This is a genomic window from Amycolatopsis sp. NPDC051903, from assembly GCF_044452505.1.
GTDB lineage: Bacteria > Actinomycetota > Actinomycetes > Mycobacteriales > Pseudonocardiaceae > Amycolatopsis.
The window spans coordinates 44,418-59,383 of the sequence record NZ_JBITBT010000041.1 but is presented as its reverse complement, the minus strand read 5'-3'; the positions used below and the strand labels follow the sequence as shown (position 1 = coordinate 59,383).

16 protein-coding genes and 3 pseudogenes are annotated in these 14,966 nt (G+C 72.6%); 9 read left to right on the top strand and 10 right to left on the bottom strand.

Annotation, left to right across the window (positions count from 1 at the left end):
* Positions 1-104: 104 nt before the first annotated feature.
* From ACIA77_RS43955 to ACIA77_RS43940, 4 genes are read left to right on the top strand one after another with little or no spacing between them, the layout of a single operon-like run.
* Positions 105-983, top strand: a complete 879-nt coding sequence (locus ACIA77_RS43955; RefSeq protein ID WP_395892110.1) for an SIS domain-containing protein — start codon at positions 105-107, stop codon at positions 981-983.
* Positions 983-1,828 (top strand): ROK family protein, encoded by an 846-nt coding sequence (locus ACIA77_RS43950; protein WP_395892109.1) that lies wholly within the window; start codon positions 983-985, stop codon positions 1,826-1,828. The genes ACIA77_RS43955 and ACIA77_RS43950 overlap by 1 nt, the downstream gene beginning before the upstream one ends.
* On the top strand, positions 1,825-2,721 hold the full coding sequence (locus ACIA77_RS43945; protein WP_395892108.1) for a 1-phosphofructokinase family hexose kinase: 897 nt from the start codon (positions 1,825-1,827) through the stop codon (positions 2,719-2,721). Before ACIA77_RS43950 ends, ACIA77_RS43945 begins: the two co-directional genes overlap by 4 nt.
* Positions 2,718-3,551 carry a class II fructose-bisphosphate aldolase gene (locus ACIA77_RS43940; protein ID WP_395892107.1) on the top strand — a complete coding sequence of 278 codons (834 nt, stop codon included), beginning with the start codon at positions 2,718-2,720 and terminating at the stop codon, positions 3,549-3,551. Before ACIA77_RS43945 ends, ACIA77_RS43940 begins: the two co-directional genes overlap by 4 nt.
* A 1-nt stretch (position 3,552) precedes the next feature.
* Here the strand turns inward: ACIA77_RS43940 and ACIA77_RS43935 are convergent, their stop codons facing one another.
* From ACIA77_RS43935 to ACIA77_RS43920, 4 genes are read right to left on the bottom strand one after another with little or no spacing between them, the layout of a single operon-like run.
* Positions 3,553-4,443, bottom strand: a complete 891-nt coding sequence (locus ACIA77_RS43935; RefSeq protein WP_395892106.1) for an alpha/beta fold hydrolase — start codon at positions 4,441-4,443, stop codon at positions 3,553-3,555.
* A gap of 34 nt (positions 4,444-4,477) precedes the next feature.
* Positions 4,478-4,708, bottom strand: coding sequence for an isocitrate/isopropylmalate family dehydrogenase (locus ACIA77_RS43930; RefSeq protein WP_395892105.1), 231 nt, complete (start codon positions 4,706-4,708; stop codon positions 4,478-4,480).
* Positions 4,621-4,899 carry a hypothetical protein gene (locus tag ACIA77_RS43925; protein ID WP_395892104.1) on the bottom strand — a complete coding sequence of 93 codons (279 nt, stop codon included), beginning with the start codon at positions 4,897-4,899 and terminating at the stop codon, positions 4,621-4,623. The genes ACIA77_RS43930 and ACIA77_RS43925 overlap by 88 nt, the downstream gene beginning before the upstream one ends.
* Positions 4,899-5,294, bottom strand: coding sequence for a hypothetical protein (locus ACIA77_RS43920; protein WP_395892103.1), 396 nt, complete (start codon positions 5,292-5,294; stop codon positions 4,899-4,901). The genes ACIA77_RS43925 and ACIA77_RS43920 overlap by 1 nt, the downstream gene beginning before the upstream one ends.
* 189 nt (positions 5,295-5,483) lie before the next feature.
* Here ACIA77_RS43920 and ACIA77_RS43915 point away from each other — a divergent pair, with 189 nt between their 5' ends.
* The 3 genes from ACIA77_RS43915 to ACIA77_RS43905 all read left to right on the top strand — a co-directional run bounded on the left by ACIA77_RS43915 (position 5,484) and on the right by ACIA77_RS43905 (position 8,063).
* Positions 5,484-6,698, top strand: coding sequence for an MFS transporter (locus tag ACIA77_RS43915; protein ID WP_395892102.1), 1,215 nt, complete (start codon positions 5,484-5,486; stop codon positions 6,696-6,698).
* Between the two features lie 103 nt (positions 6,699-6,801).
* Complete coding sequence (locus tag ACIA77_RS43910) at positions 6,802-7,212, top strand: RidA family protein (protein ID WP_395892101.1); 411 nt, start codon at positions 6,802-6,804, stop codon at positions 7,210-7,212.
* 74 nt (positions 7,213-7,286) lie between these two features.
* Positions 7,287-8,063: a hypothetical protein gene (locus tag ACIA77_RS43905; protein ID WP_395892100.1), complete on the top strand. Its 777-nt coding sequence runs from the start codon at positions 7,287-7,289 to the stop codon at positions 8,061-8,063.
* Here the strand turns inward: ACIA77_RS43905 and ACIA77_RS43900 are convergent.
* Positions 8,038-9,816: an excinuclease ABC subunit UvrA gene (locus ACIA77_RS43900; RefSeq protein WP_395892099.1), complete on the bottom strand. Its 1,779-nt coding sequence runs from the start codon at positions 9,814-9,816 to the stop codon at positions 8,038-8,040. The genes ACIA77_RS43905 and ACIA77_RS43900 overlap by 26 nt on opposite strands.
* A gap of 18 nt (positions 9,817-9,834) precedes the next feature.
* Entirely contained in the window at positions 9,835-10,497 is a 663-nt protein-coding gene (locus tag ACIA77_RS43895; protein WP_395892098.1) for a hypothetical protein, read from the bottom strand.
* Between the two features lie 241 nt (positions 10,498-10,738).
* On the opposite strand from ACIA77_RS43895, the gene ACIA77_RS43890 reads away from it, so the two are divergent.
* A complete protein-coding gene (locus tag ACIA77_RS43890; protein ID WP_395892136.1) occupies positions 10,739-11,305 on the top strand; it encodes a hypothetical protein in 567 nt (188 codons plus the stop codon).
* Positions 11,306-11,362: 57 nt separating this feature from the next.
* Here the strand turns inward: ACIA77_RS43890 and ACIA77_RS43885 are convergent.
* Positions 11,363-11,854, bottom strand: a pseudogene (locus tag ACIA77_RS43885) (flavin reductase family protein); the annotation flags it as partial.
* A 61-nt stretch (positions 11,855-11,915) separates the two neighbouring features.
* Positions 11,916-12,344, bottom strand: a complete 429-nt coding sequence (locus ACIA77_RS43880) for a hypothetical protein (protein WP_395892097.1) — start codon at positions 12,342-12,344, stop codon at positions 11,916-11,918.
* A gap of 60 nt (positions 12,345-12,404) precedes the next feature.
* On the opposite strand from ACIA77_RS43880, the gene ACIA77_RS43875 reads away from it, so the two are divergent.
* The gene (locus tag ACIA77_RS43875; RefSeq protein WP_395892096.1) at positions 12,405-13,031 is read left to right on the top strand and encodes a TetR/AcrR family transcriptional regulator; all 627 of its coding nucleotides are present in this window, start codon (positions 12,405-12,407) and stop codon (positions 13,029-13,031) included.
* Between the two features lie 32 nt (positions 13,032-13,063).
* Here ACIA77_RS43875 and ACIA77_RS43870 read toward each other — a convergent pair.
* Positions 13,064-13,873: pseudogene (locus ACIA77_RS43870) on the bottom strand (MFS transporter); the annotation flags it as partial.
* A 97-nt stretch (positions 13,874-13,970) separates the two neighbouring features.
* A pseudogene (locus tag ACIA77_RS43865) lies at positions 13,971-14,354 on the bottom strand (MFS transporter); the annotation flags it as partial.
* Positions 14,355-14,966: the final 612 nt, after the last annotated feature.

Genomic DNA, 14,966 nt, shown 5'->3' with positions numbered 1-14,966 from the left:
GAGCCGGATGATTGAAGATGACTTATATCGCTCACATCAATCAACAATGATCGTCTATGCTCACGGTGCGATCACGTCGATCGCCTTCGGATCGAAAGGTCTCCATGTCCGACTCCTTCGTGTCCCGTGAGCTGGCGTCCCAACCGCAGAAGTGGCGCGCGGCGGCCGAGCTGTACCCCTCCGTCGCGGCCGCGCTGCCGCAGCCGGGTGAGCGCGTCGCCGTCGTCGGGTGCGGCACCAGCTGGTTCATCGCCATGAGCTACGCCGTGGCCCGCGAACAGCGCGGGCACGGCCTGACCGACGCGTTCGCCGGGTCGGAGTACCCGCGCGGGCGCCAGTACGACCGCGTGGTGGCCATCTCCCGCTCGGGCACCACGACGGAGATCGTCGATCTGCTCGCCGAACTCGGCTCGCAGCGCACGGTGCTGATCACGGCCGTCGGCGACGGCCCGGCCGCGGCCGTCGCCGGCGAGGTCGTCGAGCTCCCCTTCGCCGACGAGGAATCCGTGGTGCAGACCCGGTTCGCGACCACGACCCTCGCGCTCTTGCGGGCGGGCCTCGGCGACGACGTCGAGCAGCTCGCGGTCCAGGCCGAGCGGGCGCTGCAGGTCCCCGTCGCCGGCCTGCTCGAGGCCGAGCAGGTGAGCTTCATCGGCCGCGGTGCGGCCGTGGGGCTGACGTTCGAAGCCGCGCTCAAGACGCGCGAGGCCGCGCAGTTCTGGGCGGAGTCGTACCCGGCGATGGACTACCGGCACGGCCCGATCGCGATCGCGCAGCCCGGTCGGCTCGTCTGGTCGCTCGGCGAGCCGCCGGAAGGACTGACCGACGAGGTCGCGCAGACCGGCGCGACGTTCGTGCACCACGACTTCGACCCGCTCGCCGCTCTCGTGGTGGCGCAACGGTTCGCGGTCGAGCTGGCCGTCCGGCGCGGCCTCGACCCCGACCACCCGCGTTCCCTGACGCGCTCGGTGATCCTCACCTGATGGCGGTCTTGGGCGTCGACGTCGGCGGCACCACCGTCAAGGCGCGGGTGACCGGCGGCGCCGGCGAGGTGCTGGCCGAATGGCGCGAGCCCACACCGACGGGCGATCCCGCGGCGCTCGCCGAGCTGGTGCGGCGCGCGGCCGGCTGGTACCCGGTCGACGCGGTCGGGCTCGTCGTCCCGGGCATCGTGGACGAACGCAGCGGACGTTGCCTGCGCGCGGTCAACCTCGGGTGGGAAGACGTGCCCGTGCGCGACCTCGTCGCCGCGGACCTCGCTGTGCCGCTCGCGTTCGGGCAGGACGTGCGAGCCGGAGCGCTCGCCGAAGCCCGCACGGGCGCCGCGGCGGGGAGCACCGACCCGGTGCTGTTCGCCGCGGTCGGCACCGGGCTGGCCGGCGCGCTCGTCGTGGCCGGCGAGGTGCTGGCCGGCGCGTGGACGGGCGAGATCGGGCAGGTGCTCCTCGCCGACGGCCGCCGGATCGAAGAGGTCGCGTCGGCGTCCGCACTCGCCCGGCGGGTCGGAGTGCCGGACGCGGCGACCGTCGCCGAACGCGTCCGGGCCGGTGAGGCCGAGGCGACGGCCGCGTGGCGTGACTGCGTCCGCGCGCTCGCCGAATCGATCGCGTGGTCGACGGCGGTCGCGGGGTGCGGCACCGTCGTCGTGGGCGGCGGGCTCGCGCAAGCCGGCGCGTTGCTGCTCGAACCGCTGACTCGCGAGGTCACCGAACGGCTGGGCATCCTGCGGGCGCCGCGGATCGTCCGCGCGCACCACGGTGATGCGGCGGCGGTCGTCGGGGCCACGCTGCTGGCCCGGGAACTCCCCGCCGTGAGTGCGGTCCGATGATCGTCGTCGTCACGCCCAACCCGGCGGTCGACGTCACCTACCGCGTGGCGCGGCACGTGCCCGGCGAAACCAACCGCGTGCTCGAGGTCCACCGCCGGCCGGGCGGGAAGGGACTCAACGTCGCGCGGGTGCTGGCCGGGCTGGCCGTCGAGGTGCGCGCCCTGCTGCCCCTCGGTGGTGACGCCGGCCGGTGGGTCGCCGGTGAACTCGCCCTGCCCCACGACGTCAGCCCGATCGCCGGGGAAACCCGGACCACGGTGACGATCGACGGCGACGGCCACCCCACCGTCTACACCGAACCCGGCCCGCTCACCACGGACGCGGAGTGGGCGCGGTTCGGTGAGCTGCTCGCCCGCCGGCTCGTCGGCGCGGATCTGCTGGTCGTGTCGGGATCCTTGCCGCGCGGCGCGGATTCCGGCCTGCTCGGCGACTGGGTGCGCGCAGCCCACCAGTTGGGCGTCCGGGTGCTCGCCGACGTGTCCGGTCCCGCTCTCCTCGCCGCGGCGAGCGCCGGTGCCGACGTCGTCAAGCCGAACCTCGGCGAACTGCTCGAAGCGACCTCTGCCGGCGACGAAACCGCCGGTGCCGCAACGCTTTCCCGCCTCGGCGCGCGGCTCGTCGTGGTGTCCCGCGGCGGGGACGGCATCGCGGCGCACCTGCCGGACGCCGTCGTCGAAGTTCCCGCCGTCCCCGGCGTCGCCGGCAACCCGACGGGCGCGGGCGACGCGGCGACGGCGGGGCTCGCGGCCGCGCTGGTCGAAGGCGTCCCGCTCGCCGAAGCCCTGCGCCGAGCCGCCGCGCTCGGCGCGGCCGCTGTCCTGTGTCCGGTCGCCGGTGAGGTCGATCTCCCGGCGTACCACCGGTTCCTCGATGTGAACGGAGCATCCGCATGATCACCCGTCCGGCGTTCACCCGGGTCCTCGCGGCCGCGCGCGAGCGCAACGCCGCCGTCGGCGCGTTCAACGTGATCCTCCTCGAACACGCCGAAGCCATCGCGAGCGGTGCCGAGCAGGCCGGGCTGCCCGTGGTCCTGCAGATCAGCGAGAACTGCGTGAAGTACCACGGCGGGCTGGCGCCGATCGCGCTGGCGTCGCTGGAGATCGCGCGGCAGGCGTCGGTGGAGGTCCTCGTGCACCTGGACCACATCGAGGAACCGGACCTGGTGCGCGAGGGCGTCGAACTCGGCGTGGACAGCGTGATGTACGACGGCTCGCGGCTGCCGTACGAGGAGAACGTGCGCACGACCCGGGAGATCGTGGACCTGTGCCACGCCGCGGGCATCGCCGTCGAGGCCGAGCTCGGCGAGGTCGGCGGCAAGGACGGCGTGCACGCGCCCGGCGCCCGGACCGATCCCGCGGAGGCGGCGGAGTTCGTCGCCGCCACCGGGGTCGACGCGCTCGCGGTCGCCGTCGGCACGTCGCACGCCATGCAGTCGCGCACCGCCAGCGTCGACCGCGCGCTGGTCGAACGGCTCCGCGACGCCGTCGCCGTGCCGCTCGTCCTCCACGGTTCGTCCGGCCTGTCCGACGACGAGCTGTGCGGCGCGGTCCGCAGCGGCCTGACGAAGATCAACATCTCCACGCACCTGAACGGCCTGTTCACCCGCTCGCTCAAGCGGTTCCTCGACGAGCGGCCGGACGTGGTCGACCCGCGCAAGTACGTGACGCTCGGCCGGGCGGCCGTCGAGGAGGAAACCGCGCGGCTGCTGAAGCTCCTGGGCTGATTCAGCCGCGGCCGCTGAAGAACTCGCGCAGCGCGGCGGTCACCAGTGCCGGCTGTTCTTCCGGCAGGTAGTGGTCCGCCGGCAGTGCCTGCCCCCGGACGTCGTCGGCGTAGGAGCGCCACACGTCGAGCACGTCGTAGGTGCGGCCGACGAAGCTGTGTTCGCCCCACAGGGCCAGGAGGGGAGCGGCGATCTTCCGGCCCGCGGTGGCGTCGGCGTCGTCGTGGGTGAGGTCGATGGCCGCGGCGGCGCGGTAGTCCGAGCAGGACGCGGCGATCGCGGCGGGGTCCGAGAAGCAGCGGACGTACTCGGCGATCGCCGCGGGGTCGAACGCGGTGCCGCCGCCGTGGCGGGAGTTCATGCGGGCGGTGATCCAGAACTCGGGGTCGTTGCCGATCAGCCGTTCCGGGATGCCGTTGCCCGCGGCCAGGAAGAACCAGTGGAAGTAGCCGAGGCCGAAGTCCTTGTCCGCGTGGGCGAACGTGTGCCGCGTGGGCACGATGTCCAGTACCGCCAAGGCGGACACGGTTTCGGGCGCGTCGAGCGCGAGCCGGTGGCCCACGCGGCCGCCGCGGTCGTGGCCGGCGACGGCGAACCGGTCGAACCCGAGCTCGCGCATCACGAGCAACTGGTCGCGAGCCATCGCGCGCTTCGAGTACTCGGCGTCGTCCGGACCGGGGGCGGGTTTCGCGCTGTCCCCGTACCCGCGCAGGTCGGTGAGCACCACGGTGTGGTCGGCGGCCAGCGCGGGCGCCACGTGGTGCCAGATCACGTGCGTCTGGGGGTAGCCGTGGAGCAGCAGGACGGGCGGGCCGTCACCGCCGAGCGCGCAGTGGATCCGCACGCCGTCGACGGTGATCTCGCGGTGGGTGAACGGCAAGGGGAGGCTCATGCGCGCGGCTCCAGTGGCTCGGTTCATGATCAGCTTACGCCGGCGAAGTCGAGGACGGCGTGGGTGAACGTCGCCGTCCCGCCCAGGTCGGGCGGGGCAGCGGGGTCTCGGCGAGCACGTCGGCGATCGCCTGCTCGATCCCGGCGGCGGCTTTGGCGTGACCGAGGTGTCCGAGCATCAGCGCGGCCGTCCAGATCGCACCGATCGGGTCGGCCACGCCGCGGCCGGCGAGGTCCGGCGCCGAGCCGCGGACCGGTTCGACCATCGACGGGACTCGCGCTCCGGGTTCACGTTCGCCGCGGGCGCGAGCCCGATGCGCCGGCCCGCGAGGTCGCGCGGCCGGACGGTCGTGCCCGCCTCGAACGGCCCGTGCGCGGGCGCGACGAGCACGAACCGCCGGCGGCCGATCTCGCGCAGCGCGACGCCGGTCGCCTTCGGCCGTTCGGGGGAACCCACTAGCCCCAGTTCCGCCCGTCCGCGGTGAACGCCGCCCGCACCGGCACCGACAGCCCCGGATGCGCGTCGGTCACCGCCTTGATCAGCCGGGGCAGCGGTCGACGGTCTGCGCCGGCCTCACCGCGATCTCGATCCGCCCCGCTCGCAGCCCGGCGACCGAATCGACGCTCGCGCGCATGGTCCAGACCGCGCACCACCTGGCGCGCGGGCTCGATCAGCGCCTCGCCGGCCTCGGTGAGCACCAGCCGCCGCCGGATGCGGTGGAACAGCGCCTCGTTCCAGCGCGCGGATCGCCTGGGACAGCGACGGTTGTCCCACGCACAACGCCGCCGCGGCTTACTGACGGTCCCGTGGTCGACGACCACGACGAAGTAGCGGAGCCGACGAGTGTCCACAATGGTCAGTGTGGCACCGGCGCCGGTGTCCGGCCTGAGCAGTACGTCGTAAATGTCCCGCTGATCGTGGCACAAGCCACAGCGCATTCGGGCCCCGAGCCCGCGTGTTCTTGCGAAGATCGGCCCGTGGACACCGAAACTCCCGTCGCCGGAGCACCTGGGGCATGCTGATCACGGCGGTGGTCGGACATGGCTGAAGAATTCCGTCTTCGTTCGGTCGCCGTCGCGGTGTACGCACCCGCGACGCTGTTCGGGCTCGCCGAGGGCTCGATGCTGCCGGTCGTCGCGTTGAGCGCGATCGACCGCGGGGCCACGACGTCGGTCGCGGCGCTGATCAGCGCGCTGATCGGCATCGGGTCGCTCGTCACGAACATCCCCGCCGGAGTGCTGGCCACGCGCGTCGGCGAACGCAAGTCGATGCTGCTGGCCGCCGCGGTGTCGGTGGCGGGCCTGGTGCTGTGCCTGCTCGACCTCGGCAAAGGGTCGTTGCCGCTGGTCGTCTGCGGCGCCGGCGTGCTGCTCATCGGCGCGGCGAGCGCGGTCTACAGCCTCGCGCGGCAGTCGTACCTGACGGAATCCGTGCCGCTGCACATGCGCGCCCGCGCGTTGTCGACGCTCGGGGGCACCATGCGCGTCGGCGTCTTCGTGGGTCCCTTCCTCGGTGCCGCGGCGATGCAGGTGTGGGGGCCGCCGGGCGCGTACTACCTGAGCCTGGTCGCCGTGCTCGCGGCCGGTGCCGTCGTGTACCGCGTGCCCGACCTGGAGACTACCGCGGAGGTCCGCGCCGCCGCCGCGTCGATCACGACGTGGGGCATGGTCAAGCAGCAGTGGCGCGTGTACGCGACCCTGGGTGTCGGCATCCTGCTGCTGTCGGGGATCCGGCAGACGCGCCAGACCGTCGTCCCGCTGTGGGCCGCGCACCTCGGCCTGAGCCCCACGGCCAGCTCGGTGATCTACGGCTTCGCCGGTGCCATCGACGCGCTCGTCTTCTACCCCGCGGGCAAGGTGATGGACCGCTTCGGCCGCCGCTGGGTCGCCGTGCCGTGCGCCTTCATGCTCGGTGTGTCGTTCGTGCTCATGCCGCTCACGCACGGGGCGCTGCTGCTGGCGATCGTCGCCATGGTCATGGGCTTCGGCAACGGCATCGGGTCGGGCATCATCATGACCCTCGGCGCGGACGTCTCGCCGTCCATCGGCCGCCCCACGCACATCGGCATCTGGAACGAACTCGCCGACGTCGGCTGCGGCCTCGGCCCGCTGCTGCTCGCCGCCGTGACGGCGCTGGCCGGCCTGGGGTCCGGCATCGTCGTGAGCGGGTTCGTCGGTTTCGGTGCGGCAGCGGCGTTGTGGACGTGGGTGCCCCGCACGGTCCGGCGGGTGCGCCGGGTCCCGGCTACGGAATGACGCGTTCCGGCTCCATCGCAGCACGCTTTTTCACTCTCCGTTGACTTGTGGTGAGGGGCGGCTCACCCTCGGCCCAGCGGCGTCGACGCAGAGGAGGGGCGCCATGACCGTCGATCGCATCAACCCGGAGACGCTGCCCAGACCGGTGATGGACTTGTATTCGCAGGTAGCGGTCGGCTCACCCGGTGCACGACTGGTGACGATCGCCGGGCAGCTCGCGCTCGACCGCGACGGCGAGCTCGTCGGTGCGGGTGATTACGCTGCGCAAGCAGAACAGGCCTTCCGCAACCTCCAGGAAGCCCTCAAAGCCGCCGGGTGCACTCCCGCCGACCTCGTGAAGTACACGATCCACGTCGTCGATTCGTCTCCGGACGTCATCGAGCCCGTGTTCGAGGCCGCGCAGCGCGTGTTCGGCGACGAGTTCCCGCTCGTGCCCGCCACGTGGCTCGGCGTGGCGTCGCTGGGCCTGCCCGAGTGGCTGATCGAAGTCGACGCGCTGGCCGTCGCCAGCTGAGTCCACTGTGGACCAACCGGTCGTGTTCGGGAAGCTTCCGGCCGCACTGGTTCCGCGGACGACAGGGGGAAACGATGACCGCAGCTCCCGGTGCCGAGGTGACCGCGCTGCCGTCGCTGATCCGCACCGATTCCGGTTACCGGATTTTCAACCCGCGCCTGCTCGCCGACGGCTACGCGCTGACGCCCGCCGGCACCCTCGTCCACCGTCACGACGGCTGGTTCGCCGGGCTCGCGATCGGGGTCTTCGTCGCGCCGACGGTCGCGCTCCCGGTGTTCCTCGCGGACGGCGGGGTCTGGTCGATCGCGCTGTGGCTCGTCCTCGGTGTGCTCGGCGGGCTCGCGCTGGCGGGCGTCGAGGCGGCGCTGTGCCCGGGCGACGCACTGGTGCGCCACCGCAAGCGGACGACGGAGGAAGCCGAGCTGGCCGTCACCCGCGAGCACAAGCAGGCCTCCCGGCTCTGCGCGCTGGGGGAGCGCATCGCGAAGTCGGCCGCGTGGCGCACCGGCGCGTTCGACGGTGAGCGGCGGCTGGAGCGCCTCGTCTGGGGCGCCGTCCTGCGCGCTCGCCGCCTGGAGGAGTCGAAGGAGGACTACAGCGAGGACAAGCGCCTCGGCCTCGACGCCGAATCCCGCGCCGTCGCGCGCCGCGCCATCGCCGAGGCCGAGCAGGTGCTCGGGGAGCTCGAAGGGCGCCTGCGCGTGATCAAGGAGGCGGCCGACGCCGTCGAGTTCAAGGTCGACCCGGCTCCCCGGGCGAACCCGCGCCGGCGAGCGCCGGACTGGGCCGACCCGGTGCAGGACGCCGAGCTGCTGCAGCTCGAGATCACGACGATGCGCGACTACCTCTGAGGTACGGGCCGGTGACGCTGGCGGGATCGGCCGCGACCTCGTCCGGTGTCCCCTGAGCGACGATCCGGCCACCGCCCGGCCCGCCGGCCGGACCGAGGTCGATGACGTGGTCGGCCGCGGCCAGCAGATCCAGGTCGTGGTCGATGACGACGATGGTGGCGCCGTCGTCGAGCAGGCGGTCGAACACGCCGACGAGCGTGCCGATGTCGACCGGGTGCAGGCCCGTCGACGGTTCGTCGAGCACGTACAGCACGTCGCGCTGGCTGCTGCGCAGGCGCGCGGCGATGCGCAGGCGCTGCGACTCGCCGCCGGAGAGCGCGGGCGTCGGCTCGCCGAGCCGCAGGTAACCGAGCCCGACGTCGGCGACGGGCCGCAGCGGCCGGGCGATCGCGGGCACGTCGGCGTAGCGCTCGAGGGCTTCGGCGACCGTGAGCTGGAGGACGTCGGCGATCGTGAGGCCGTCGACGCGCACCGCGAGCGTGCCGTCGGTGAACCGCGCGCCGTGGCACGTGGGGCAGTCGACGGTGATGTCGGGCAGGTACTGCACGTCGAGGTCGAGGGAGCCGAGGCCCTTGCACGTCGGGCACTGGCCCTGCTTGGTGTTGAACGAGAAGTGGCCGGCGGCCAGGCCCGACGCGGCCGCGAACCGCGCGCGGACGGCGTCGAACGCGCCCGTGTAGGTGCCGGGGGTGGACCGCGCGTTGAGGCCGATCGGCGTCGCGTCGATCTCCACGACCTGGCGCACCGAGCCGAGCACCAGCTTCGCGACGTGGCCCGGCAGCGGTTCGCCCGCGAGCTGCGCGCGGGCGGCGGGGACGAGGCTTTCGAGCACGAGCGCGGTTTTGCCCGCCCCGGAAGGACCGGCGAACGCGGTGAGGCGCCCGACCGGGAACGCCGCGGTCACGTCACGCAGGTTGTACAGGCTGCTGACGGTGACGGCGGCGTGCCCGTTCGTCGGCGGCCGCTGCGGGCGGCCGACCGTGGCGTGGCCCGCGAGGTACGGGCCGATGATCGACTTCTTGTTCTTCTCGAGCTCGGCGGGCCTGCCCTCGGCGAGGATCGTGCCGCCCAGCCGTCCGGCGCCGGGGCCCATCTCGATGACCCAGTCGGCCGTGCGGATCACGTCGAGGTCGTGTTCGACGACGACCACCGAGTTCCCGTTGTGGGCCAAGGCGTCGATGGTCTTGCGCAGCCCGTCGACGTTGCTCGGGTGCAGCCCGACCGACGGCTCGTCCAGCACGTAGAGCATGCCGGTGGTGTTCGCGCGGACGGTGGAGGTCAGCTCGATGCGCTGCCGCTCGCCCGTCGACAGCGTCGAGCCGGCGCGGTCCAGACCCAGGTAACCGAGGCCGAGCTCCCGCAGCGGCGCGATGGCCGCGATGAGCTCCCCGACGAGTCCCGTCGTCAGCCGGCTCAGCTCGGCGGGCATGAGCGTCGGCAGTTGGTGCGCGAAGGCGGCCAGCTCGTCGAGGTCCAGCTCGCTGAGTTCCGCCAGGTCGCGGCCGTCGAGACGGCTCGCCAGCGCCTCGGGACGCAGGCGGGTGCCGTGGCAGACCGGGCACCGGTGCGTGATGAGGTACTTGCTCTTCTCCGACTTCCGGGCGGCGGTGATCGCGTTGTCGTAGGTGACGTTGAGGGTGACCTGGCGGCCGCCGCCTCCGGAGACGACCACGTGCTGCTGCACCGGCTCCCCGTTCAGCACGAAGTCCTTCTCCTCGGCCGAGAGCTCGCGGTAGGGCACGTCCAGCCGCACGCCGAGCTCCCCGGCGGCTTACCTGCTCAGCCGGCGTCCGCCGACGTTCCACGACAGCACGGCCCCGCCGGCGATCGTCTTGCCCGGATCCGGCACGAGCGCGTCCGGGTCGACCTCGGTGCGCACCCCGGTGCCGGCGCAGCCCGGGCACGCGCCGAGCGAGTTGAACGCGAACCACTCGGCCTCGGGGTGCTCGAAGCGCGTCCCGCACGCAGGGCACTCGACCTCCATCGCCTGCGTGGCGACGGTCGGCGGCACGTCGTGCCCGAGGGGGCAGCGGTGCGTCCCGAGCCGCGACATGATCAGCCTCAGCACGTTGAGGACCTCGCTCATGGTCCCCACCGTGCTGCGCGGCCCCGGCACGGGCGGCCGCTGCCGCAGCGCCAACGCGGGCGGCAGGTGCTCGATCCGGTCCACGTCCGGCCGCTGCGCCTGCGTCAACCGCCGGCGGCTGTAGGTGCTCAGCCCTTCGAGGAACCGGTGCAGCCCTTCGGCGTACAGCGTCCCCATCGCCAGCGACGTCTTCCCCGACCCGGACACCCCCGCCACCACGACCGTCCGCCACAACGGCACGTCCACGTCGAGGTCCCGCAGCGTGTTGTGCCGCACCCCGCGCACCTCGACAACCGGCGGCAACGCCGCCGGCGGCTTCAGCTCGCGCGCCCTGCTGGGTCGACCCATGCAGCCAAGGTACGGGCCGGGTGCTCTCGCTGTCCGTATCCGAGCTGGTGCTGTCCGCGCACGGTCCGTGAACGTCGATCCGCGGGAACTCGTCACCGACTTCCGGAACGGCGTGAAATTGCTTGGCCGAACAGGTGGGGTTATGTCCACTTTAGTCACGGATGGGAAATCGCCGAGGCGGTCTCGCCCGGCAGTTCGGTGTTGCGCCGCTTCGGTTTTCGGGTGTTGCTAACGTTCTGCCGTGCGCGTGATTTCCCGGCTTGTCGTGGCCGGCTCGGTGCTGGCGGCGGCGGGGTGTTCCGCCCCCTCGGGGATCGGCCGGCTCGCTGATCCGAGCCCTTCGGCCGCTGCGGCTCCGGCGAAGTCGCCGGCGGTGCTGAACGCCGCGTGCCCGGTCCTGGGCGCGGCGGAACTGCGCGGCGAACTCTCCGACCCGTCCGCCTACGACGCGGTCGAGGCGCCGGCGCAGAACGGCACCTACAGCAAGTACTACCGGTGCGAGTACCGGCGCGCGGGCACCACGACCGCGGTCGCCGAGCTCACCGTGGGCATCGCGAAAATCGCGGTCCCCGCGGACGAAATCGCGTTCGCCGAACGGTCGTGCACGGCGGCCGGTGCGGTCTCGATCCCGGGTGTCGGCGACGGTGCGATGACGTGCCGGGACTCGTACGGCAACACCGTGGTCGTCGTGGTGAAGATCAGCCACGGGCAGACCCGGGTCGCGTTCCTGGGCATCGTCGAACACCCGGCCGACCCGGACCCGCACTCCTTCGAATCCCTGGCACAGCTGATGGCCCAGCGGCTCTAGGCGTGCTGCTGTCTCCGAGCGGAAGCTGTGCCCCAGCTGTCGTCCCAGGCTGAAGTAGTGGCGGAAGTTGTAGATCAGCGGGCTCCACCGCCCGGGGTCGACGTGGTCCGTGCCCGGCACCACCAGCCCGGGTTCGCAGTGCACCCGCAGCACCGACGTTTCGGCGATCACGAAGCCGTCGCCGTCGTGGGTCGCGTTCACGCGTGCCTCGAGCTGCACCGGGCACTCGGCGACGCGGGGCGGCCGCACCGCCTCGGCGGGCGCGGGGTGCAGGCCGGCGGCCGCGAACTTGTCGGCCTCGTAGCGGAACTTCGCCCGCTTGTGCGCCGGCACCGGATCGGCGCCCGTCAGCGGCGCCAGCCGCTCCACCCGCTCCCACAGCTCGGGCCCCGGCAGGTTGATCACCAGTTCCGGGCGCTGCACCAGGTTCCGCGCCCCGTGCGAACTCCGGCTCAGTCCCAGCACCACCGTCTCGCCCAGCGCCCAGAACGACGACATCGGCGTGATGTTCGCCGAACCGTCCGCGTTTTCGGTCGTCAGCAACGCCACCGGCGTCCCGAAGTACAGCACGTTCGGCTTGATGCTCACGTGTTCGATCACCCAGCCGACGCTAGGCGTGCCACCCTTCGGCGCGGCCCGAACCGTTGCGCTTGAGGGCGGGGATGCGGACGAACCCCGCCGCCTGCCGGACGGCGATCCCCGCCACCGCGACGGCGGCCGGGATGTGCACGGCGAGCAGGCCGCGCCCGGCATGCCCCGTCACGATCACCACGACGACGAGCACGAGCAGGAACACCCGCGTCGCCAGTACCGAAGGCGGGTCGGGCTGCCGGCGCAGCAGCACCAGTGCGGCCACGAGACTCACCAGCGGGGGCAGCACCAGCGCGGTGCCCAGCACCTCGTGCCAGGCGAACCACCCGTGATCCCCGCCCAGGAACCCGCCCGCGAACAGCCCCTGGACCACCACTCCTGCCGCCAGGACGAGCCCCGTCATCGCCGTGACTCGCGGCGCGGCCACGGCACCCTTCGTACGGTTCATTCCGGCCTCCTCTCGGGTTTGAGAGTAATCCTCTCAATTCAAGAGTGCTACTCTCAATCTGTGACGACCCCGGGACGAGGCGGCCAGGCGCGGACCCGCCTGGCTCGCGCGGCTGTCGTCGACGCGGCCGCCGAGCTGTTCGCCGAGCGCGGCTACGCGGCGACGACCGTGGACGCGATCAGCGAACGGTCCGCAGTCCCCGCAGCCACGGTGTACCGGCTGTTCTCGTCGAAGCTCGGCATCCTCACGGCCTTGCTCGACGCCGCCGTCTCCGGCAGCGAGGACGCCGTCGGCCTCACCGATCAGCCCACCGCGCAGGCCCTGCTCCACGACCCCGACCCGGCCCGCCAGCTCGCGGGTTTCGCCGCCCTCTGCCGGGAAGTGAACGTGCGGACCTCGCCGCTGTACCGCATCCTCACGGGCGCCGCGGCGTCCGACCGCGACGCCGCGGCGCTGCTGGCCGAGCGGGCCCGCACCCGCAGCGACGGCCAGAAGCAGATCGCCCGCTCCCTCGCCCGCGCCGGCGCCCTGCGGCCCGGGCTGCGCGAGAAGGACGCGGCCGACGTCATCCACGCACTGATGTCGCCCGAGGTCTTCACGCTCCTCGTCGGCGACCGCCGCTGGTCGCCGCAGCGGTACGAGACCTGGCTCGCCGACACGCTCAAGGACCAGCTCCTGCCCCGGTGAACCCCGGGCCGCCCCGGGGTTCACTCCGGGGGTCAGGCTCCCGCGACGGTGCGCCCCGCGAGCATCACCAACCCCGAGACGAGGCAGGCACCGGCCCCGACGACGAGCGCGGCCGGGCCGTACCCCCAGCCGAGGCCGGTGAGCGCCGACAGCAGCAGCCCGCCGAGGATGGCGCCGGGCTGGCTCATGGCGAACGCGAACGCGCCGCCGGTCGCGCGGCACGCGGTCGTGTAGCACTCGGACTGGAACACGAGCAGGGTCGCGTACGGGCCGAGCAGGAAGAACAGCCCGATCATGTAGGTGACGAGCACGAAGCCCACGTTGTCCGGGCCGAGCAGCATCAGCGTGAACATCACCGCGGCCACGGTCCAGCCGAAGGCGATCACGCGGTGGCGCGGGAAGCGGTCGCCGAGCCAGCCGTGGGCGAGGTAACCGAGCGCGGCGACCAGGTTCGACGCGATGACCAGCAGCAGGCTGTTCGACGAGCTGAAGCCCTTGCCCGACTCGAGCACGGTGGTGCCGAGCACGCTGAAGGTCTGGATCGCCATCCAGTTGGTGAGCCACCCGAGCGCGAGCACGAGGGTGTTGCGCAGCTGCGCGCGCCGGAAGATCAGCGACAGCGGCGCGGAGCGCTGTTTCGTGGCCGAAGCGCGCTGCGCGAGGAACTGCGGGCTCTCCCGCAGTTTGCGGCACAGCAGGGCCACGATGACCGCGGGCACGGTGGCGAGGAGGAAGACCCAGCGCCACTGGCCCGGATCGAGGAACACCGACACGAGCGCGACGAAGCCCGCGGCGGCGAGCGCACCCAGCGGCCAGGCCGTCTGCACCATCGAGAACACGAAGCCGCGGTGGCGCGAAACGCGTTCGTCCTCGGCGGCGTTGTAGAGCCCGCCTGAGGTAGGTCGCGTTCACCGACTGCTCGGACAGGCTCAGCCCGCTGATGGACCGGACGGCGACGAGGCTGGCCGCTCCGCCGGTCGCCGCGGTCACCGCGGACGCGAGCGCCGTGCCGCTCACGGTGGCGATCATCCCGCGTCGGCGCCCGATCCGGTCCACGATCGGCCCGATCGCGAACAACGCGACCGCCGTGCCCACGCTCACCAGCGTCGACACGAACAGCGCGAACGATTCCGACCAGCCGAACGTCGCCGAGATGCGCGGCAGCAAAGTGCCGAACAGGATGAAGTCGTAGACGGCGACGATGCCGGCCACCCAGCCGATGACGGTCGACCGGCGGATTTCCCGCAGCGGCACCTTCTCGGCGGTTCGCTGCGGTTGGGCCGCGACGGGATCGCGTTCGAGCGGTTCGGGGTGCGTGGTCATGGGGGCTCCTTGCGTTGGTGGGGTCCACTGGCGATCCGCGGGCTTCGCCTGCCCGGCGCCGCCCGGGGCGCCGTCGGCCGGGTTCCCCGCCCACGACGCCTGCCGGCCGCGCCACCGGGTTCGTGTCCCGCGCTTCCGGCTGTCGCACAAGTGGAACAGCGCACCCGGCGCCCGTGTGGGCAGAAATTCGCGGCCCGCCGGACAGGCCGTCACGACCCGAACGGGCAGGCCGCCACCACCCACGCAGTGCTGCCAGATCACCAACTGCACCGGAATCGGCCCTCGCCGAGGCGCTCGTGGCCCGGTTGCCACGGGCTGTCTCGGCAGCAATTGGCGCACGAGAACCCGGCGCACAACTCATCCGGCCGCCGGATGAAGTGGGGGAGTTTCGGGCGAGGAGCGGCGTCTGCTTGAGAGAGGTGGCCCGTCGTGCCGGTCATCGGCACAGCAGGGCGGGCCAGGACCGAGCCCCCAGTCCACAGTGGATCGACACCGGAGCGATGACTTAAGAGACCGAAGTGGACAGTCGCCCCGTTTCCGGCAACCACGGTGTGGGTCGACATCGACGACGGCGGCCCCGGAACCCATGACGTCCCGGAGCCCGCTCCGCAC